Origin of the sequence: Streptomyces yangpuensis (assembly GCF_001005295.1) — a bacterium.
In the GTDB taxonomy this organism is placed as follows: Bacteria; Actinomycetota; Actinomycetes; order Streptomycetales; family Streptomycetaceae; genus Streptomyces; species Streptomyces yangpuensis.
Map to the genome: position 1 here is coordinate 269,766 of NZ_LBMK01000004.1, position 14,786 is coordinate 284,551.

At 71.7% G+C, this 14,786-nt stretch carries 17 protein-coding genes and 1 pseudogene; 9 read left to right on the forward strand and 9 right to left on the reverse strand.

Annotated features, from left to right (window positions below; genetic code table 11):
* Window positions 1–45 precede the first annotated feature (45 nt).
* Both AAT21_RS22650 and AAT21_RS22655 read right to left on the reverse strand, forming a co-directional pair.
* Window positions 46–468 carry an MFS transporter gene (locus AAT21_RS22650; protein WP_046778782.1) on the reverse strand — a complete coding sequence of 141 codons (423 nt, stop codon included), beginning with the start codon at window positions 466–468 and terminating at the stop codon, window positions 46–48.
* A 241-nt stretch (window positions 469–709) separates the two neighbouring features.
* Window positions 710–1,324: pseudogene (locus AAT21_RS22655) on the reverse strand (GNAT family N-acetyltransferase); the annotation flags it as partial.
* Between the two features lie 339 nt (window positions 1,325–1,663).
* Between AAT21_RS22655 and AAT21_RS22665 the strand changes: the two are divergent.
* Window positions 1,664–3,013, forward strand: a complete 1,350-nt coding sequence (locus tag AAT21_RS22665) for a hypothetical protein (protein ID WP_046778784.1) — start codon at window positions 1,664–1,666, stop codon at window positions 3,011–3,013.
* On the opposite strand, the gene AAT21_RS22670 is transcribed toward AAT21_RS22665, so the two are convergent.
* Both AAT21_RS22670 and AAT21_RS22675 read right to left on the reverse strand, forming a co-directional pair.
* Window positions 2,991–3,524 (reverse strand): NUDIX hydrolase, encoded by a 534-nt coding sequence (locus tag AAT21_RS22670; protein WP_046778785.1) that lies wholly within the window; start codon window positions 3,522–3,524, stop codon window positions 2,991–2,993. The two genes, AAT21_RS22665 and AAT21_RS22670, sit on opposite strands and share 23 nt — an antisense overlap.
* A gap of 49 nt (window positions 3,525–3,573) precedes the next feature.
* Window positions 3,574–3,762: a hypothetical protein gene (locus tag AAT21_RS22675; RefSeq protein WP_046778786.1), complete on the reverse strand. Its 189-nt coding sequence runs from the start codon at window positions 3,760–3,762 to the stop codon at window positions 3,574–3,576.
* Between the two features lie 240 nt (window positions 3,763–4,002).
* On the opposite strand from AAT21_RS22675, the gene AAT21_RS22680 reads away from it, so the two are divergent.
* On the forward strand, window positions 4,003–4,848 hold the full coding sequence (locus AAT21_RS22680; RefSeq protein WP_235439106.1) for a trypsin-like serine peptidase: 846 nt from the start codon (window positions 4,003–4,005) through the stop codon (window positions 4,846–4,848).
* Between the two features lie 36 nt (window positions 4,849–4,884).
* Here AAT21_RS22680 and AAT21_RS22685 read toward each other — a convergent pair whose 3' ends face one another.
* From AAT21_RS22685 to AAT21_RS22695, 3 genes are all read right to left on the reverse strand, one after another.
* Window positions 4,885–5,196: a hypothetical protein gene (locus tag AAT21_RS22685; protein ID WP_046778788.1), complete on the reverse strand. Its 312-nt coding sequence runs from the start codon at window positions 5,194–5,196 to the stop codon at window positions 4,885–4,887.
* Window positions 5,193–5,537 (reverse strand): hypothetical protein, encoded by a 345-nt coding sequence (locus AAT21_RS22690; RefSeq protein ID WP_046778789.1) that lies wholly within the window; start codon window positions 5,535–5,537, stop codon window positions 5,193–5,195. The genes AAT21_RS22685 and AAT21_RS22690 overlap by 4 nt, the downstream gene beginning before the upstream one ends.
* 116 nt (window positions 5,538–5,653) lie before the next feature.
* Complete coding sequence (locus AAT21_RS22695; RefSeq protein WP_046778790.1) at window positions 5,654–6,097, reverse strand: NUDIX hydrolase; 444 nt, start codon at window positions 6,095–6,097, stop codon at window positions 5,654–5,656.
* Window positions 6,098–6,253: 156 nt separating this feature from the next.
* On the opposite strand from AAT21_RS22695, the gene AAT21_RS22700 reads away from it, so the two are divergent.
* Together AAT21_RS22700 and AAT21_RS22705 are read left to right on the forward strand one after the other, a co-directional pair.
* The gene (locus AAT21_RS22700; RefSeq protein WP_079025891.1) at window positions 6,254–6,745 is read left to right on the forward strand and encodes a sensor histidine kinase; all 492 of its coding nucleotides are present in this window, start codon (window positions 6,254–6,256) and stop codon (window positions 6,743–6,745) included.
* 26 nt (window positions 6,746–6,771) lie between these two features.
* A complete protein-coding gene (locus AAT21_RS22705; RefSeq protein ID WP_046778791.1) occupies window positions 6,772–7,590 on the forward strand; it encodes a lipoprotein in 819 nt (272 codons plus the stop codon).
* A gap of 9 nt (window positions 7,591–7,599) precedes the next feature.
* On the opposite strand, the gene AAT21_RS22710 is transcribed toward AAT21_RS22705, so the two are convergent.
* Complete coding sequence (locus AAT21_RS22710) at window positions 7,600–7,941, reverse strand: hypothetical protein (RefSeq protein WP_046779017.1); 342 nt, start codon at window positions 7,939–7,941, stop codon at window positions 7,600–7,602.
* Between the two features lie 32 nt (window positions 7,942–7,973).
* Window positions 7,974–8,231 (reverse strand): hypothetical protein, encoded by a 258-nt coding sequence (locus tag AAT21_RS22715; protein ID WP_046778792.1) that lies wholly within the window; start codon window positions 8,229–8,231, stop codon window positions 7,974–7,976.
* A 178-nt stretch (window positions 8,232–8,409) separates the two neighbouring features.
* On the opposite strand from AAT21_RS22715, the gene AAT21_RS22720 reads away from it, so the two are divergent.
* From AAT21_RS22720 to AAT21_RS22740, 5 genes are all read left to right on the forward strand, one after another.
* Window positions 8,410–9,357 carry an LLM class F420-dependent oxidoreductase gene (locus tag AAT21_RS22720; protein ID WP_200904448.1) on the forward strand — a complete coding sequence of 316 codons (948 nt, stop codon included), beginning with the start codon at window positions 8,410–8,412 and terminating at the stop codon, window positions 9,355–9,357.
* A gap of 10 nt (window positions 9,358–9,367) precedes the next feature.
* Window positions 9,368–10,153, forward strand: coding sequence for an SDR family NAD(P)-dependent oxidoreductase (locus AAT21_RS22725; RefSeq protein WP_046778793.1), 786 nt, complete (start codon window positions 9,368–9,370; stop codon window positions 10,151–10,153).
* Window positions 10,154–10,274: 121 nt separating this feature from the next.
* On the forward strand, window positions 10,275–11,396 hold the full coding sequence (locus AAT21_RS22730) for an LLM class flavin-dependent oxidoreductase (protein WP_046778794.1): 1,122 nt from the start codon (window positions 10,275–10,277) through the stop codon (window positions 11,394–11,396).
* Window positions 11,397–11,577: 181 nt separating this feature from the next.
* Window positions 11,578–13,317: an N-acyl-D-amino-acid deacylase family protein gene (locus AAT21_RS22735; protein WP_046778795.1), complete on the forward strand. Its 1,740-nt coding sequence runs from the start codon at window positions 11,578–11,580 to the stop codon at window positions 13,315–13,317.
* Window positions 13,314–14,777 (forward strand): aldehyde dehydrogenase family protein, encoded by a 1,464-nt coding sequence (locus tag AAT21_RS22740; protein WP_046778796.1) that lies wholly within the window; start codon window positions 13,314–13,316, stop codon window positions 14,775–14,777. The genes AAT21_RS22735 and AAT21_RS22740 overlap by 4 nt, the downstream gene beginning before the upstream one ends.
* Window positions 14,778–14,786 lie beyond the last annotated feature (9 nt).

Consider the following 14,786-nt stretch of genomic DNA (forward strand, 5'->3'; position numbering starts at 1 on the left):
CTGGCGCCGGCCTGATCCCCTGGCGCCGGCCGAGGTGCCGGCTCGTCAGCCGGCCGGATCGACTGCGGGACCGGCCCAGCCGCCCGGCCGCCCGGCCTCCGCCGCCTCGTGGAGCGTGCCGCAGATCCCGTGGACGAGGAGGACGGCGAAGAGCAGCCACACCCGGCCGGCCGAGTCGAGCAGGCACAGGGCGGGCAGCAGCGCGGCCACCACGAGGCAGGAGGCCACGAGCAGGGGCCGGCGCGGCAGCCGGTCGGCGAGCACCCCCAGGGCGGGCCCGGCGAGCACCGGCGCCCACAGGGCGAAAACCGTCAGGGCCGCGAGGCTGTCCGAGCCGGTGAGCGACGTGACCCAGATCCCGGCCACCAGCCACATCGCCGTCGTGCCGAACCCGGACACCACGACCCCGGCCAGGTGGATCCCCGCATTGCGGTCCCGCAGGGCCCGTCCGCTTCCCCAGTCGCCCACGGGGCCAGCCTGCTGCCAAGGCCTGCCCGCGCGGATCGGTCACCTTCCCTGGGCGTGCCCGCTCCACGACGGGCCGCCCGGTGCGGGTGTGCCCGTCGTGGAGCGGGTGGACAGGTGACTCGTTCCTCATGGCTGCCGGAGCACTTCACATGCAGGAGCAGGGAGTTTGCGGCTGCGGTGCAGGAGGCCAGGAAACGACCGTGGTCGGCGCTGCCGATGGCGCCCTTCGAGGCTTGCGAGGTTACGCCGGTGTGGTGTGGGTGAAGCCGAGAGAGGTGAGTCCTTCGGATTGGCACAGCCGGTCGGAGGCGCCGCCGACCTGGGTCTGGAGGAGCTGGTAGGCGGCGCCGTGAGACTGACCCCAGTGCATCGCTGCCTGCCACAGGACGCGGCCCAGGCCCTGTCCTCGGGTCTCGGGCAGGACAGCGAAGTACTGGGGCATCAGCTGGGGGTAACCGATGGCGTCAGGACATACGTCCATGGGGCCGATCGCGCCCACGATGCGGTCCTCGATGGCGGCAGCGAGGACCGGGCCGCACCGGCCGGCCTGCATCTGGGTGTGGAGGAAGGGCAGGCCATCGCCCGTCATGGCCTCGGCGAACGGGGCGAAGGTCTCCTGCACGGCGGCCGACCAGGCGGTGACGGGTCGGACCGGGCCGTCTGGGGTGGGGCAGGGGCCGACGGTGAAGTCCTTCAGCTGGATGCGGGTGCCGTGCGGGTGTGCGGTCTCGGGGCCGAGGGGGCGTACGACCCGGGCGCCCGCCACGTCGCGCATGGAGGCGAGCTTCGCGGCCAGTTCGGCGGCCTCCTCCACGACGGTGTCGCGGAGCCCGTAGGCGAAGACCTTCACAGTGCCAGTGCACGCATCGCATCACGACACCATCCGGAAGGACCCGATGGCATTCCGGGCCTGCTGCGAGCAGCGGGGGCAGACACAGGGCGGGTAGCGACCCGGATTCTCCGGAACCACAGGGCCCTCGCCCACGCGTACCTCCGTGAGAGGCCCCCACGTCTGGCCGGAGTCGCGGGAGACCCGCAACGTCATCCGTACGTCGTCCTGTCTGTTCGCCATGGCCAGGAGCATCGCGATCCGCGAGCCCGGCCAGAAAGGCCAAGCGGATTACCCAACTTGGGTAACATCACCCTCGGTTGACCAAGTGCAGCGATCCGTAGTCCTCATGCCGGAGCGTGCCCGATGCTCGAGCCATCTCGCTCGAAGGAACTCCCGGTCAGCCTGCTTACGGACCCAATGATGATCGAGGCATGCCAGGTCAGAGACTTCGGCCGCATCTTTCAGCTGGTCAAGGCACGAGCAGGCATCTATCCGTCGATGGTCGCGCGTCGCTGCGACCTGACTCCGAGCCGCGTGGGCGAGGTGATCGCTGGACGGCGGCAGCTGCTGCACATGGACGTGATCGAACGGATCTCTGACGGACTGCGCATCCCTGGACGCATGCTCGGCCTTGCCCGACGCTCCTGGGAGACGCCGCCCAGCTTGGCGGTCACGTCCCGCGAACCGGCCGAGGTCCTGGCCCCCTCAGCCGTCGAACCACTGGCCGCCGGACTACCGGGGGCGGACGTCGACAGCATCCTCGCCCTGGCGGCCGAGCGGGGTCTCGGCGCCTCGACGCTGGACGCGCTGCATTCGTCGATCGCGGACTACTGGCGCCGGGACGACGAGCACGGTGGCGAGACCTTACGGCCGGCGGTCGTCGGCCAGCTCAGATACGTCGTGGATCTCCTCAAGGAGCAGCGTCCGGCTCCTCTGCGGGACGGCCTGCACGGCATCGCAGCCGAGCTGGCCCGGCTCACCGGATGGACTTACTTCGACGCCCGCCAGTACAACCAGGCACGGGCCTACTTCACCGAATCCCTTGGACTGGCCAAGGCCATCGACGACCGCCAGTTCATGGCCAACGTCCTCGCCTGCATGAGCCTCCAGGCCACCTACCAGGACAAGCCCGGAGACGCCCTCGCACTCGTCACAGCCGCCCAGGACCAGGCCCGAACGGCCGCGGGGACGACGCCGCGCGTGCTGGCCATGCTCGCGATGCGCGAAGCCTTCGCCCACGCCACCCTCGGCAACCACGGCGCGACCCACACCGCGATCTCGGAAGCCCATACCCACTTCGGACGGATCAGCTCCGGTGATCCGGACCCGGCCTGGGTCGGCTACTTCGACGAGCCGAAGCTGATCGTGGACACCGGCATCGCGCACGGCCGCCTGGGCGAATCCGCCCTTGCCGAACCCCTCATCGCGGACGCCCTCCGCCACGAACACGCATCGAACCACCGAGGCCGAGCCTTCCACGCCTTCTGGCTCGCCCGCACCCAGCTCCAACGCGGCAAACTCGACGAGGCGTGCCATACGGCCATGGACGCCCTCGCCCCGGCAGCGGCCGTCAGCTCGCAACGAGTCGCCGGCCACCTCCGGGAGTTCTACGAGCAGCTGGAGCCCTTCCGCCGGGAACCGGCCGCGGTGGCATTCGAGGCCCGGCTCCGGGAAGTGCTGCCCCGTCAGGTCAGCGGATCGCCTCGTCCATGAGGACGTAGAGCAGCCCGACGAGGGAGCCGCTGCTGACGATCTCCCGCCGGTCGATCATGCCCCGGACGTCTGCCAGCGGGATCCACTCGATCCGGTCCGACTCGTTCTTCTCGGTCGGCGGACCCTCGTACGTCGCTCCGTCGGCCCGGAAGACGTGGTGCTGGGAGTCGGTGATGCCGTTGGCCGGTTCGGCGTAGAGCAGCGGCTTGACGGGACCGGGACGCCAGCCGGTCTCCTCCAGCACCTCACGGGCTACTGCGTCTGCAGGTGTCTCGCCCTCCTCGACCAGGCCCATGGGCAGCTCCCACGCCCACGCGTCCGTGATGAAGCGGTGCCGCCACATCATCAGCACCTCGCGGCGCTCGTTGACGACGGCGGCCACGGCCAGGTGTCGAAGCTTGACGACGTGGTGTTCCCAGCGGTTCCCGTCCGGCGTCTCGACGTCGGTGAGCCACAGGTTCACCCAGCTGTTCTCGTAGATCGGACGTTCCCCGTGGATCTTCCACTGCATTGCTGCGGCCCCTCTCGATCGACCTCCAGCATCGCAGAGAGGGGGGCGGTCAGGGCGGGGTTCGGCCGGGAGTCATCGGCGGCGGGCCGTCCGCGATGCCGGCGCTCTCCGTGGCGCTCGCGGCGCTCGGGGTGTCCTCGGTGCCGAACGCGGTGGAGGGGAGCTGGAGGGTTCCCACGATCGCGGCCACTGCCGCCGCGGCGACGATGGATATCCGGTGCTTGCCTGTGAATCGCAAGTGTTCGTTGCCCTCTCGTCAAGATTCTCCTTCCGCGGGCCCGCGCGACGGCGGGGGCGGCGAGAATCGAAGTGATGATAGGTCAGGCGGTCAAAGAGCTTGCGATGGGCCCGAGTTGACGGGCGCGGGTGGACTGCTGGGGGTGACGGACCGGCTACGCAGGGGTCGTCACGTGCCTTGCACCCGGCCCTGCGGGCAAGGCATGCTTCGCCAGGGCAAAGCGGAAGGATCATCATGCCGGTGGACAAGCGGAGCGTCGTGACGGCGGTGCTGTGTGGGGTGGCGGCGCTGGGGGCTTCCGCGGCGGTCGCGAAGCTCGCGCCGCCGCCCGAGGCGACCGCGCCCGTACGGGCGAAGGCCGCGCAGCCCTCCCTCTCACCGACGGCTCCCTCGCGCTCGCACGCGCCGAAGCCCCAGCTGTCCGGGCAGCCCGGGATCACCCTGCCGCCGGGCGTCACGCCCCCGCCGGGCGGCCCCGCCGCCTTCACCGGCGCCCTGTTCACCAACGGCCTGGGCAGCGACCACTTCTGCACCGCCACCGTGGTGCAGAGCCCCGGCCGCAACCTCATCGTCACCGCCGGGCACTGCCTGCTCGCCGGGAAGCAGGGCGACGGGACCGCCGTCTTCGCGCCCGCCTACGCCAACGACACCGCCCCGTACGGCACATGGAAGATCGAGGAGGTCTTCGAGGACGAGCGCTGGGCCGAGGGTACGGACGACGACTACGACCTCGCCTTCGCCACGCTCGCCCCCGACGCCCAGGGCCGCTCGATCGAGGACGTGACCGGCGCGGCCGTACTCGACACCACGGGCCGGACCGGCGAGGAGGTCACCGTCACCGGCTACCCCGCCGACCGCAAGATCCCCCGCACCTGCACGGCGACCGCGGTCCGCGAGAGCGCGACCCAGCAGCGCTTCGACTGCGCGGACTTCCCGGGCGGCACCAGCGGCAGCGCGTGGATCGCCCGCGACGGCAAGATCGTCGGCATCCTCACGGGCGGCGACACCGACGACGTCTCGACCAGCACGGTCCTGGGCGACTACGCGGCCTCCCTCTACACCAGGGCCACCACCAAGACCCCCTAGAGCTCCGGCGCCCGCCGGTACGGGGCTCGTTCGGGGCTACTGCCAGAAGATCCGCTCGATGACGATCTGCGGTTCGGCGGTGCGATGGACGAAGGTGTAGCGCAGCCAGCCGTGGCCCCGGTCGAAGTAGAGGATGTGGGCGCCGCGGGGGTCGGTGGAGCGGACCGGCTCGATGCTCACCTTGGTGGTGTCGAGGTGGTCGTCACGGTAGGGATGCCGTGACGTCTTCAGCTCCGTGATCGCGTCGGTGATCAGATCCCGTACCTCGGCGGGCAGGGTGTCGCGGTATTCGGAGGCCAGCTTGGTCCAGTCCGCGGCCCACGGCGGGCCGGTGAACTCTGCGCTCACTCGCCGGGTCCCAGCGCGGCCACCCGGTGGTGGATGCGCGATGCCTCTTCCAGCAGGTCCCTGGCCTTGTCGGGGTCCGCGCACTCGGCCGCCCGCTGTTCCAGATCACGTACGTGGTGGTCGAGGTGGGGGTCCCGGGCGATCGCGTACTCGCCCCACCAGCGGGCCAGAAACGCCGGCGCCGCCCCGATGTCGTAGGTGTCGGCGACCTTCGCCCGCCAGTTGGCCTCGAAGTCGTCCAGGAGCTGCGGAGCGTGGGCGGCGATCGCCGCCCGCACTGCGGGAATGCTGCGCTCGGGCATCGGGGGGACACCGTGGGCGGGCCTCGGGGCGGTGGTCATCAGCGCTTCCTCTTCCGGTAGGCGCCCTCCACGATAGTGCGCCGGGCGCGGCCCCGTGAGGACTGGCCGGATCCGTCCGAGGGAAATCCACCCGCTGGGGCGGCCCCGGGGCGGGGTCAGGGGAGGAGGCCCAGGTGGATGGGTTCGGGCAGGGGGTTGTTGAGGAGGTCCGCGAGGCGGGGTGGCCATACCGGTTCGCCCAGGGCGGCCAGGCGTTCCGCCGAGAGCCACTGCCAGTGGATGCCGGGGGACTCCAGGACCGGTTCCCGGTGCGGGCCCGTGGTGACGTAGATGTGCTCGTGCTGGCGCACCGGTACGCCCTGGTGCGTGAAGTCGTGCTCCCACGTGCACAGCAGGCGCTCCGGCTCCAGGTCGGTCCACCCGGTCTCCTCGCGCAGCTCGCGCCGCACGCAGTCCTCGGGGCTCTCGCCGGGGTCGATCCCGCCGCCGGGCGGCAGCCAGTGGATGCCCACCTCCACGTTGTCCTCGCGGAAGAGGAACACCGACCCGGCGGGGGACAGGATGACAACGCGTGCCGCGTGACGTGGAGTTCGCCTCATCGATTCAGAGTACGTCGGTGATCGGTTTCGGGGGACGGGCTTGCGTCCACCGAAACCGGACCCCGAAGCCGGCGGTCTCCCTACGCCGCGGCCGGGGCCGGGGCCGGGGCCGGCGACAGGCGGGCCGCACGCACCGCCGGGCAGAGGCCGGCCGGCGTGCCGACCACCAGGGTCGCGGCGGAGCCGGCGGACCAGGCGGGGCTCGCGGCCGCCGAGCTGGCTGCCTGCCCGCAGGAGGGCCTGACGGTCGGACGGACCTTCGCGCCGCTGACGGTGACCGGCGACCGGGTGCTGCTGGGCCATCTGCTGCGCAACCTGCTGACGAACGTGGTGCGTCACAACCGTGCGGAGGGCCGGATCTCCGTCTCCACCTCCGCGGACGGGGAACTGACGGTGTCGAACACCGGTCCGGTGATCGATCCTGTGGATGTGCCGGCGCTCCTGGAGCCCTTCCGCAGGCGGGCCGAGCGGCAGCACACCGCAGGTGAGGGCGCCGGACCGGGCCTGTCGATCGCCGCGTCGACCGTCCGGGCGCACGAGGCGGAGCTGAGGGCCGCGGCCAATCCGGGACAGGGGGGTGGCCTGACGGTCCGTGTCCGGTTCCCCGTGCCCGGCGTGGCGCGCACAACGCGGACAAACCAGCTCTGATGGTGCGCTGATGTACGGTCGGTTGAATGAGCAAGCACGCCCGAGCACGCTCCCGCCCCGCCCGTACGAACCGCCGTACGAACCGCCGTGCGGCCCGCCGCGCCGTCCTCGCCGCCGCTCTCGGCCTGGTGACCTTCACCGCGGGATGGGCGTATGTCGCCCACGACCCGGACCGGGCCGCGGGCGCGGCGCAGGCCAGTACGGACTCCCGCCCGCAGCCCGTGGACCGGGTGGCGCGCGACGTCCCGCGGTCGCCCACGCAGGGCCTGACCGGGATCAGTGAACGGACCCGGGCGCGGATCCCGGCCGAGTCCCGCCAGCTGATCCTGGTGACCGGCCGGGCCGTGGACTCCTCGGAGTCGACCGCCACCCTGTACACCCGTCCCGAGGCCGGGGCCGACTGGGTCAAGGCGGAGAGCTGGCCGGCGCGCAACGGCGCGAGGGGCTGGTCCACGGAGCGCACGTACGGCGACCTGACCTCGCCGCAGGGCGTCTTCGCGCTCACCGACGCGGGCGGGCTGCTGTCCCCGCCGCCGGGTACACGGCTCCCCTACGACGAGGACCGGGGCTTCGTCGCCACCGGCCGCGGGGTGAACGGGGAGTCCCTGGTGGGGTCCTTCGACTATGTCGTCGCCATCGACTTCAACCGCCGTCCGGGCCACTCCCCGCTGGACCCGGTCAAGCCGGACGGCGAGGACAAGGGCGGCAACATCTGGCTCCACGTGGACCACGACGGCCCTTCCCAGGGCTGCGTCGGCATCCCCAAGGAGGCCATGCGCAAGGTCCTGGAAACCCTGGACCCGGCGGCGAAGCCGGTCATCGTGATGGGGCCGGAAGGGTTCTGAAGGGCCCGGTCAGTCGCCCAGGTCCAGGACGCGGACCGGCTCTCCCTCCCAGCGCTTGGGGAAGGTGGTGGCGACGATCGCTCCGTCGGGACGTTCGGGTGTGGGCTGGGCCGCGTGCTGGGTGTGCGCCGCGGCCCAGGTCTCCAGGCGCGCCAGTGCCAGTGCGGCAGGCAGGTCCAGGTCGAGGATGGTGATGCCCGGCAGGGCGGCCAGGTGCTCGGCCGTGCCGTGCCGGGCGCGGTCCGCCTCGACCAGTGCGCAGGAAGGCGCGTAAAGGAACCAGCCGGCCTCGGCATGCGCGCGGTGGATGAGCCGCGACGCGAGGACGTTGCCCTGCCCTGCTGCGAGCATCGCTGTCTCGTCCAGCACGATGTGCGTTTCCGTCACCGGCCCCTCGCCTCCGCCAGGCGCCGGTCCAACTCCGTGTCCAGGTCCCTCTGCTGCGACGAGGACGGGTCGTAGCCGTTCCAGGCGTGCAGCGCGGCGCGTGCCCGTTCAGCCCGTTCGGCTCGCTCCGCCGGAGTGAGCAGCGTCTCGGCGAGACGGGCCAGGTACGCGCGCAGCGACAGCCCCTCGGCCGCGGCTATGGCGGCGAGTCTGTCCTTGGCTTCCTCGGGGATGCGGATGTTGGCGTCGGCCATGAGCGTGCTCCTTCCCATGGCGAAAGGGTACGGGTACGCACCCGTACCCGCAAGGGACGCGCCTGCGCGGGCGGCCCCGTCGGATACCCCCCTCCCTCTTGTCTGACGGGCCGTCAGGTACCACGATGGCCCGGCACCGATAGGACGAATCGGCAGACGAAGGCGAGGCGGGCCCGCCATGGCGCGCGTGTTTCCGGAAGGTCGGCTGGTCTACGGGATGCAGCTCCCGGTCCAGTCGCAGAGCACCCTCTACGCCGAGCCCTGGGAGGCGGCGGCCGGGGCCCGCGATCTCGCCGAGATCGCGCGGGCCGCCGACCGGTCGGGCTTCGGATACCTGGCCACCTGCGACCACGTGGCGATCCCGCGGCGGCTCGCGGGGCCGATGAGCACCGTCTGGTACGACCCGGTGGCCACCCTGTCCTTCCTCGCCGGGATCACCGAGCACGTGCGGCTGATGAGCCACGTGGCGATCCTCGGCCTGCGCCACCCGCTGATCAGCGCCAAGCAGTACGCCACCCTCGACCACCTCTGCGGCGGCCGGCTGATCCTCGGGGTCGGCGCCGGTCACGTCCAGGAGGAGTTCGAGGTCCTCGGCGTGGACTTCGCGCGCCGCGGAGCCGCCCTCGACGAGACCCTGGACGCGCTGCGGGCGGCGCTGGGCCCCGAGGAGTACCCGGAGTTCGAGGGCGGGCTGTTCTCCTTCAGGGACCTCGGGCAGCTGCCGCGGCCCGCCCAGGAGCGGATCCCCGTCTGGGTGGGCGGCTCCTCGCCCGCGGCCGTCCGCCGGGCCGCCGTCCGCGGGGACGGCTGGCTCCCGCAGGGCGACCCGCGCGAGAAGCTCCCGGCGCAGATCGCCCGTATCGCGCGGCTGCGCGCCGAGGCCGGCGTCACCGGACCCTTCGAGGTCGGCGCGATCACCGAGGCGCTGTACGTCGGCGAGCCCGGCTGGGACACCGGCCGCCGCACCCTCACCGGCAAGGCGGAGGCGCTCGCCGAGTCCCTGCGCGAGTACCGGGCGCTCGGCGTGGACCAGATCCAGGTCCGCTTCCGCAGCCGTGACCGCGCCGAACTCGTCGACCAGATCACCGCCTTCGGGGCCGAAGTGGCCCCGTACCTCAATGACTAGGAGCACGGGCATGGGCAAGCTGGACGGCCGCGTCGTCATCATCACCGGTGCGGCGCGCGGCCAGGGCGAGCAGGAGGCCCGGCTCTTCACGGCCGAGGGCGCGAAGGTGCTCCTCGGGGACGTGCTGGACGAGCAGGGCGCGGCCGTGGCCAAGGAGATCGGCGAGGACCGGGCCCGGTACGTACGGATGGACGTGAGCCGGGAGGAGGACTGGGCGGCGGCCGTCGCCGCCGCGAAGGAGTCCTTCGGCCGGATCGACGGCCTGGTCAACAACGCGGGCATCCTGCGCTTCAACGAGCTGACGGCGACCCCGCTGGAGGAGTTCCAGCAGGTGGTCCAGGTCAACCAGGTCGGCGCCTTCCTCGGCATCAAGTCGGTGGCGCCCGAGATCGAGGCGGCCGGCGGCGGCACCATCGTCAACACCTCCTCCTACACCGGCCTGACGGGCATGGCGTACGTCGGAACCTACGCCGCGACGAAGGCGGCGATCCTCGGCCTGACCCGGGTCGCCGCGCTGGAGCTGGCGGCCAAGGGGATCCGGGTCAACGCGATGTGCCCGGGCGCGGTGGACACCCCGATGGCCAATCCGGGGCTGCTGGACCCCGAGAACATGACCGACGAGGCCCGCGAGGCGATGGCGGAGCTCTACCGGCGGGTGGTCCCGATGGGGCGGGTGGGCCGGCCGGAGGAGATCGCCCGGCTGGCGCTCTTCCTGACCGGCGAGGACTCCTCGTACATCACCGGCCAGCCGTTCGTCATCGACGGCGGCTGGATGGCGGGCGTCAGCATCCTGTAGCGGCCGGCGGCAGCGGCCGCTAGCTGATGGAGTGTCAGGTATTGACGCTCCCGGCCCCGCGGTGGAACAGTCGGGACATCGAATCTGACGACACGTCAGAAAACAGAGGACGGTGAACCCCTTGGAATTCGGGCTCTTCGTGCAGGGATACGTGCCAGAGGCGCGGTCCAAGGTCGACCCCGAGGCAGAGCACAAGGCGCTGGTCGAGGAGACCGAGTACGTCATCCAGGCCGACAAGTCCGGCTTCAAGTACGCCTGGGCCTCCGAGCACCACTTCCTGGAGGAGTACTCGCACCTGTCGGCGAACGAGGTGTTCCTCGGCTACCTCGCGCACGCCACCGAACGCATCCACCTCGGCTCCGGCATCTTCAACCCGCTCGCCCCGGTGAACCACCCGGTCAAGGTCGCCGAGAAGGTCACCATGCTCGACCACCTCTCCAAGGGCCGCTTCGAGTTCGGCACCGGCCGCGGCGCGGGCAGCCACGAGATCCTCGGCTTCCTGCCCGGCATCGAGGACATGAACGGCACCAAGGAGATCTGGGAGGAGACCATCGCGGAATTCCCCAAGATGTTCCTCCAGGAGGAGTACGAGGGGTTCCAGGGCAAGCACTGGTCGCTGCCGCCGCGGAAGGTCTTCCCCAAGCCGTACGGCAAGGCCCACCCGGCCATGTGGTACGCCGCCGGGTCGCCGTCCTCCTACGCGATGGCGGCGAAGAAGGGCCTCGGCGTGCTGGGCTTCAGCGTGCAGAAGGTCTCCGACATGGAGTGGGTCCTCGACCAGTACAAGACGGCCATCAGGGAGGCGAAGGCCATCGGCGCCTTCGTCAACGACAACGTGATGGTCACCTCCACCGCCATCTGCGCCGAGACCCACGACAAGGCCGTCGAGATCGCGGTCAACGCCAACATGAACCGCTTCCAGTCGCTGGTCTTCCGCTACCACGACACCTTCCCGCGGCCCGAGGCGATCCCGCAGTGGCCCGAGACCCTCCCCGAGTACAACGCGGAGATCATCGAGCTGCTGATCGCCGAGGAACTCCTCATCTGCGGCGACCCGTCGGAGGTCCGGGCCCAGTGCAAGCGCTGGGAGCAGGCGGGCGCGGACCAGCTCTCCTTCGGTCTGCCGACCGGTGTCTCGTACGAGGACACGATGACCACGATCAAGCTCATCGGCGAGCACGTGATCCCGGAGATAGACACGGACCCGGTGCACCGCACCACGCGGTTCCGCGAGGCCGCGTAGCCCTGCGGGGGCTCGGCCGCCCCAGTACGGGGACGGCGTCTTCCCGGACCGCCGTCCCGAACCTGCCCCGGCCGGGCGGCCACCGGCCGGGGCGGGCGTGGCTCCGGTGCTGGGACTCCGCCCCAGCAGCGGAGCCACGCCCGCGCAGGGGGCCAAAGCCAGGCAAAGGAGAAGGGACGTCATGCTCGACCACCTGATCAAGGGCGCGACCGTCGTGGACGGCACAGGCGCCCCCGCCCGCGTCGCGGACCTCGGCATACGCGACGGCCGCATCGCCGTCATCGCCGCACCCGGCACCGTCACCGAAGAGGCCCGCACCAGCGAGGACGCCACCGGCCTCGTCCTCACCCCCGGCTTCGTCGACCCGCACACGCACTACGACGCCCAGCTCTTCTGGGACCCCTACGCCACCCCCTCCATGAACCACGGCGTCACCACCGTCGCCGGCGGCAACTGCGGCTTCACCCTCGCCCCGCTCAACCCGGACCGCCCCGAGGACGCCGACTACACCCGCCGCATGATGAGCAAGGTCGAGGGCATGGCCCTGGCGGCCCTGGAGGAGGGCGTCGACTGGAGCTGGTCCACCTTCGGCGAGTACCTCGACGCCCTGGAGGGCCGGATCGCCGTCAACGCCGGATTCATGGTCGGGCACTGCGCCCTGCGCCGCCACGTCATGGGCGAGGACGCGGTCGGCGGACAGCCCACCCCCGAGCAGATGCAGCAGATGCTCGACCTCCTCCACGACGCCATGGACGCCGGCGCCTGGGGCCTGTCCACCACCCAGTCCGCCACCCACTCCGACGGCGCGGGCGCCCCCGTAGCCTCCCGGCACGCCCGGCCCGCCGAACTGCTCGCGCTCTCCCGCGCGGTCGGCGACCACGAGGGCACCCAGCTGGAGGCGATCGTCGCCGGCTGCCTCGACCGGTTCTCCGACGAGGAGATCGACCTCTTCGTCGACATGAGCGCCGCCGCCGGCAGGCCCCTGAACTGGAACGTCCTCACCATCGACGCCGCCGTCCCCGAACGCGTCCCGCGCCAGCTGGCGGCCGGCGAACGCGCCCGCAAGGCCGGCGGCCGCATCGTCGCGCTGACCATGCCGATCCTCACGCCCATGAACATGTCGCTCGGCACCTTCTGCGCGCTCAACCTCATCCCCGGCTGGGGCGAGATCCTCGGCCTGCCCGTCCCCGAGCGGATCGCCAGGCTCCGCGACCCCGACGTACGCGCCGAGATGCTGCGCCGCGCCGACAGCAAGGAGGCCGGAGTCTTCCGGCGCCTCGCCGACTTCGGCCGCTACGTCATCGGCGACACCTACAGCAAGGAGAACGAGGGGCTCTCCGGGCGGGTCGTGAACGACATCGCCGCCGAACGCGGCCAGGACCCCTTCCAGGCCCTGGTGGAGATCTGCGCCAACGACGAACTGCGCACCGTGCTCTGGCCGATGCCCACCGACAACGACCCGGCGAGCTGGGCCCTGCGCGCCGAGACCTGGCAGCACGAGGACGTCATGCTCGGCGGCTCCGACGCCGGCGCGCACCTGGACCGGATGTGCGGTGCCCCGTACACGACCCGCTTCCTCGGCGACTGCCTGCGCGGCCGCAAGCTGGTGCCGCTGGAACAGGCCGTACGGATGCTCACGGACGACCCGGCCCGGCTGTTCGGACTGCGCGAGCGCGGCCGCCTCGCCGAGGGCTACCACGCGGACCTGGTCCTCTTCGACCCCGAGCGGATCGAGGCGGGCCCGGCCACCCTCGTCCACGACCTGCCCGGCGACAGCCCCCGGCTGGACGCGCGGGCCATCGGCATCGTCTCCGTACGGGTCAACGGCGTCGAGACCGTCCGCGACGACGAGGTGACCGGGGCCGTCCCCGGCATCGTGCTCCGGTCGGGCCGGGACACCAGGACGGTGAGCACCCGATGACCGCTCAGCCCCTGTACATCGGCGGCGAGTGGGTGGAGCCGGCCGGCGGCCACTACGACGTGGTCAACCCGGCCGACGAGTCGGTGGTCGGGCTCGCCCCCGAAGCCTCCCGCGCCCAGGTCGCCGACGCCGCGCGCGCCGCGGCCGAGGCCTTCGAGAGCTGGTCGCGCACGACGCCGCAGGCCCGCGCGGAGATCCTCGACCGGGCCGCGGACATCATGCAGCGGGAGTTCGAGCCGTGGACGGCGCTCGCGCAGGCGGAGACGGGCGCGCCGACCGGTATCGCCCGCGGCATGCAGGTCGGTGTCGGCGTCGCGCGCTTCCGGCGGTACGCCAAGGGCGCCCTGGAACCCGTCGAGAAGGGACTGCCACCGCAGGTCACGGAGGCCGGCCCGATGGGCGGGGCGAGCATCCTGGGTGCGCTGGAGGTCCGCCAGCCGGTCGGCGTGGTCACCTGCATCACCTCCTACAACAACCCGTGGGCGAACCCGGCCGGCAAGGTCGCCCCCGCCCTCGCCATGGGCAACACGGTCGTCGTCAAACCGGCCCCGCAGGACCCGCTGTCGGTGTTCCGGATGGCGCAGGCGCTCCACGAGGCCGGGGTCCCGGCGGGCGTGGTCAACGTCGTGTCCGGGCAGTCGGTGGAGGTCGGCGAGGCCGCCGTGGACTCCCCGTACGTGGACATGGTGTCCTTCACCGGCTCCACCGGCGTCGGACAGCGCATCGCCGAGGTCTGCGGCCGCACGATGAAGCGGCAGCTGATGGAACTGGGCGGCAAGGGCGCCGCGATCCTCTTCGAGGACGCCGACCTGGACGCGGCGGTGAGGGGCATCGGGACCACCTTCTCCTTCTACTCCGGCCAGATCTGCACCGCCCCGACCCGGGTGATCGTCCACCGGTCGGTGTACGAGCGGCTGATCGAGAAGCTCACCGGCTACCTGGCCTTCATGAAGGTCGGCGACCCGGCGGCGCCCGGGACCGTGGTCGGCCCGGTGATCTCGGCGGCGCACCGCGACCGCGTGGAGTCGTATGTCGAGCTGGGCAGGAAGGAGGGCGCGCGGATCGCGTACGGCGGCGAGCGTCCGGTGGTCGGGGACGGGCGGGGCTTCTACGTCGCGCCGACCCTGCTCGTGGACTGCACCAACGACATGCGGGTCGTCCGCGAGGAGATCTTCGGCCCGGTCGTCGTGGTCGTCCCCTTCGACGGCGACGAGGACGAAGCGGTCCGGCTGGCCAACGACAGCGACTTCGGCCTGCTGAGCTATGTGTGGTCCGGCGACTCGGCACGCGCCTTGCGCGTGGCGCGGCGGCTGCGCGCGGGCGGCGTCGGCGTGAACACCATCGGCCGCAACATGGAGGCCCCCTTCGGCGGCTTCAAGCGCAGCGGGGTCGGCCGGGACGTCGGCTCGTACGCCCTGCACGCCTACAGCGAGATCCAGTCGATCGTCTGGACGACGTAGTCCGCGCGC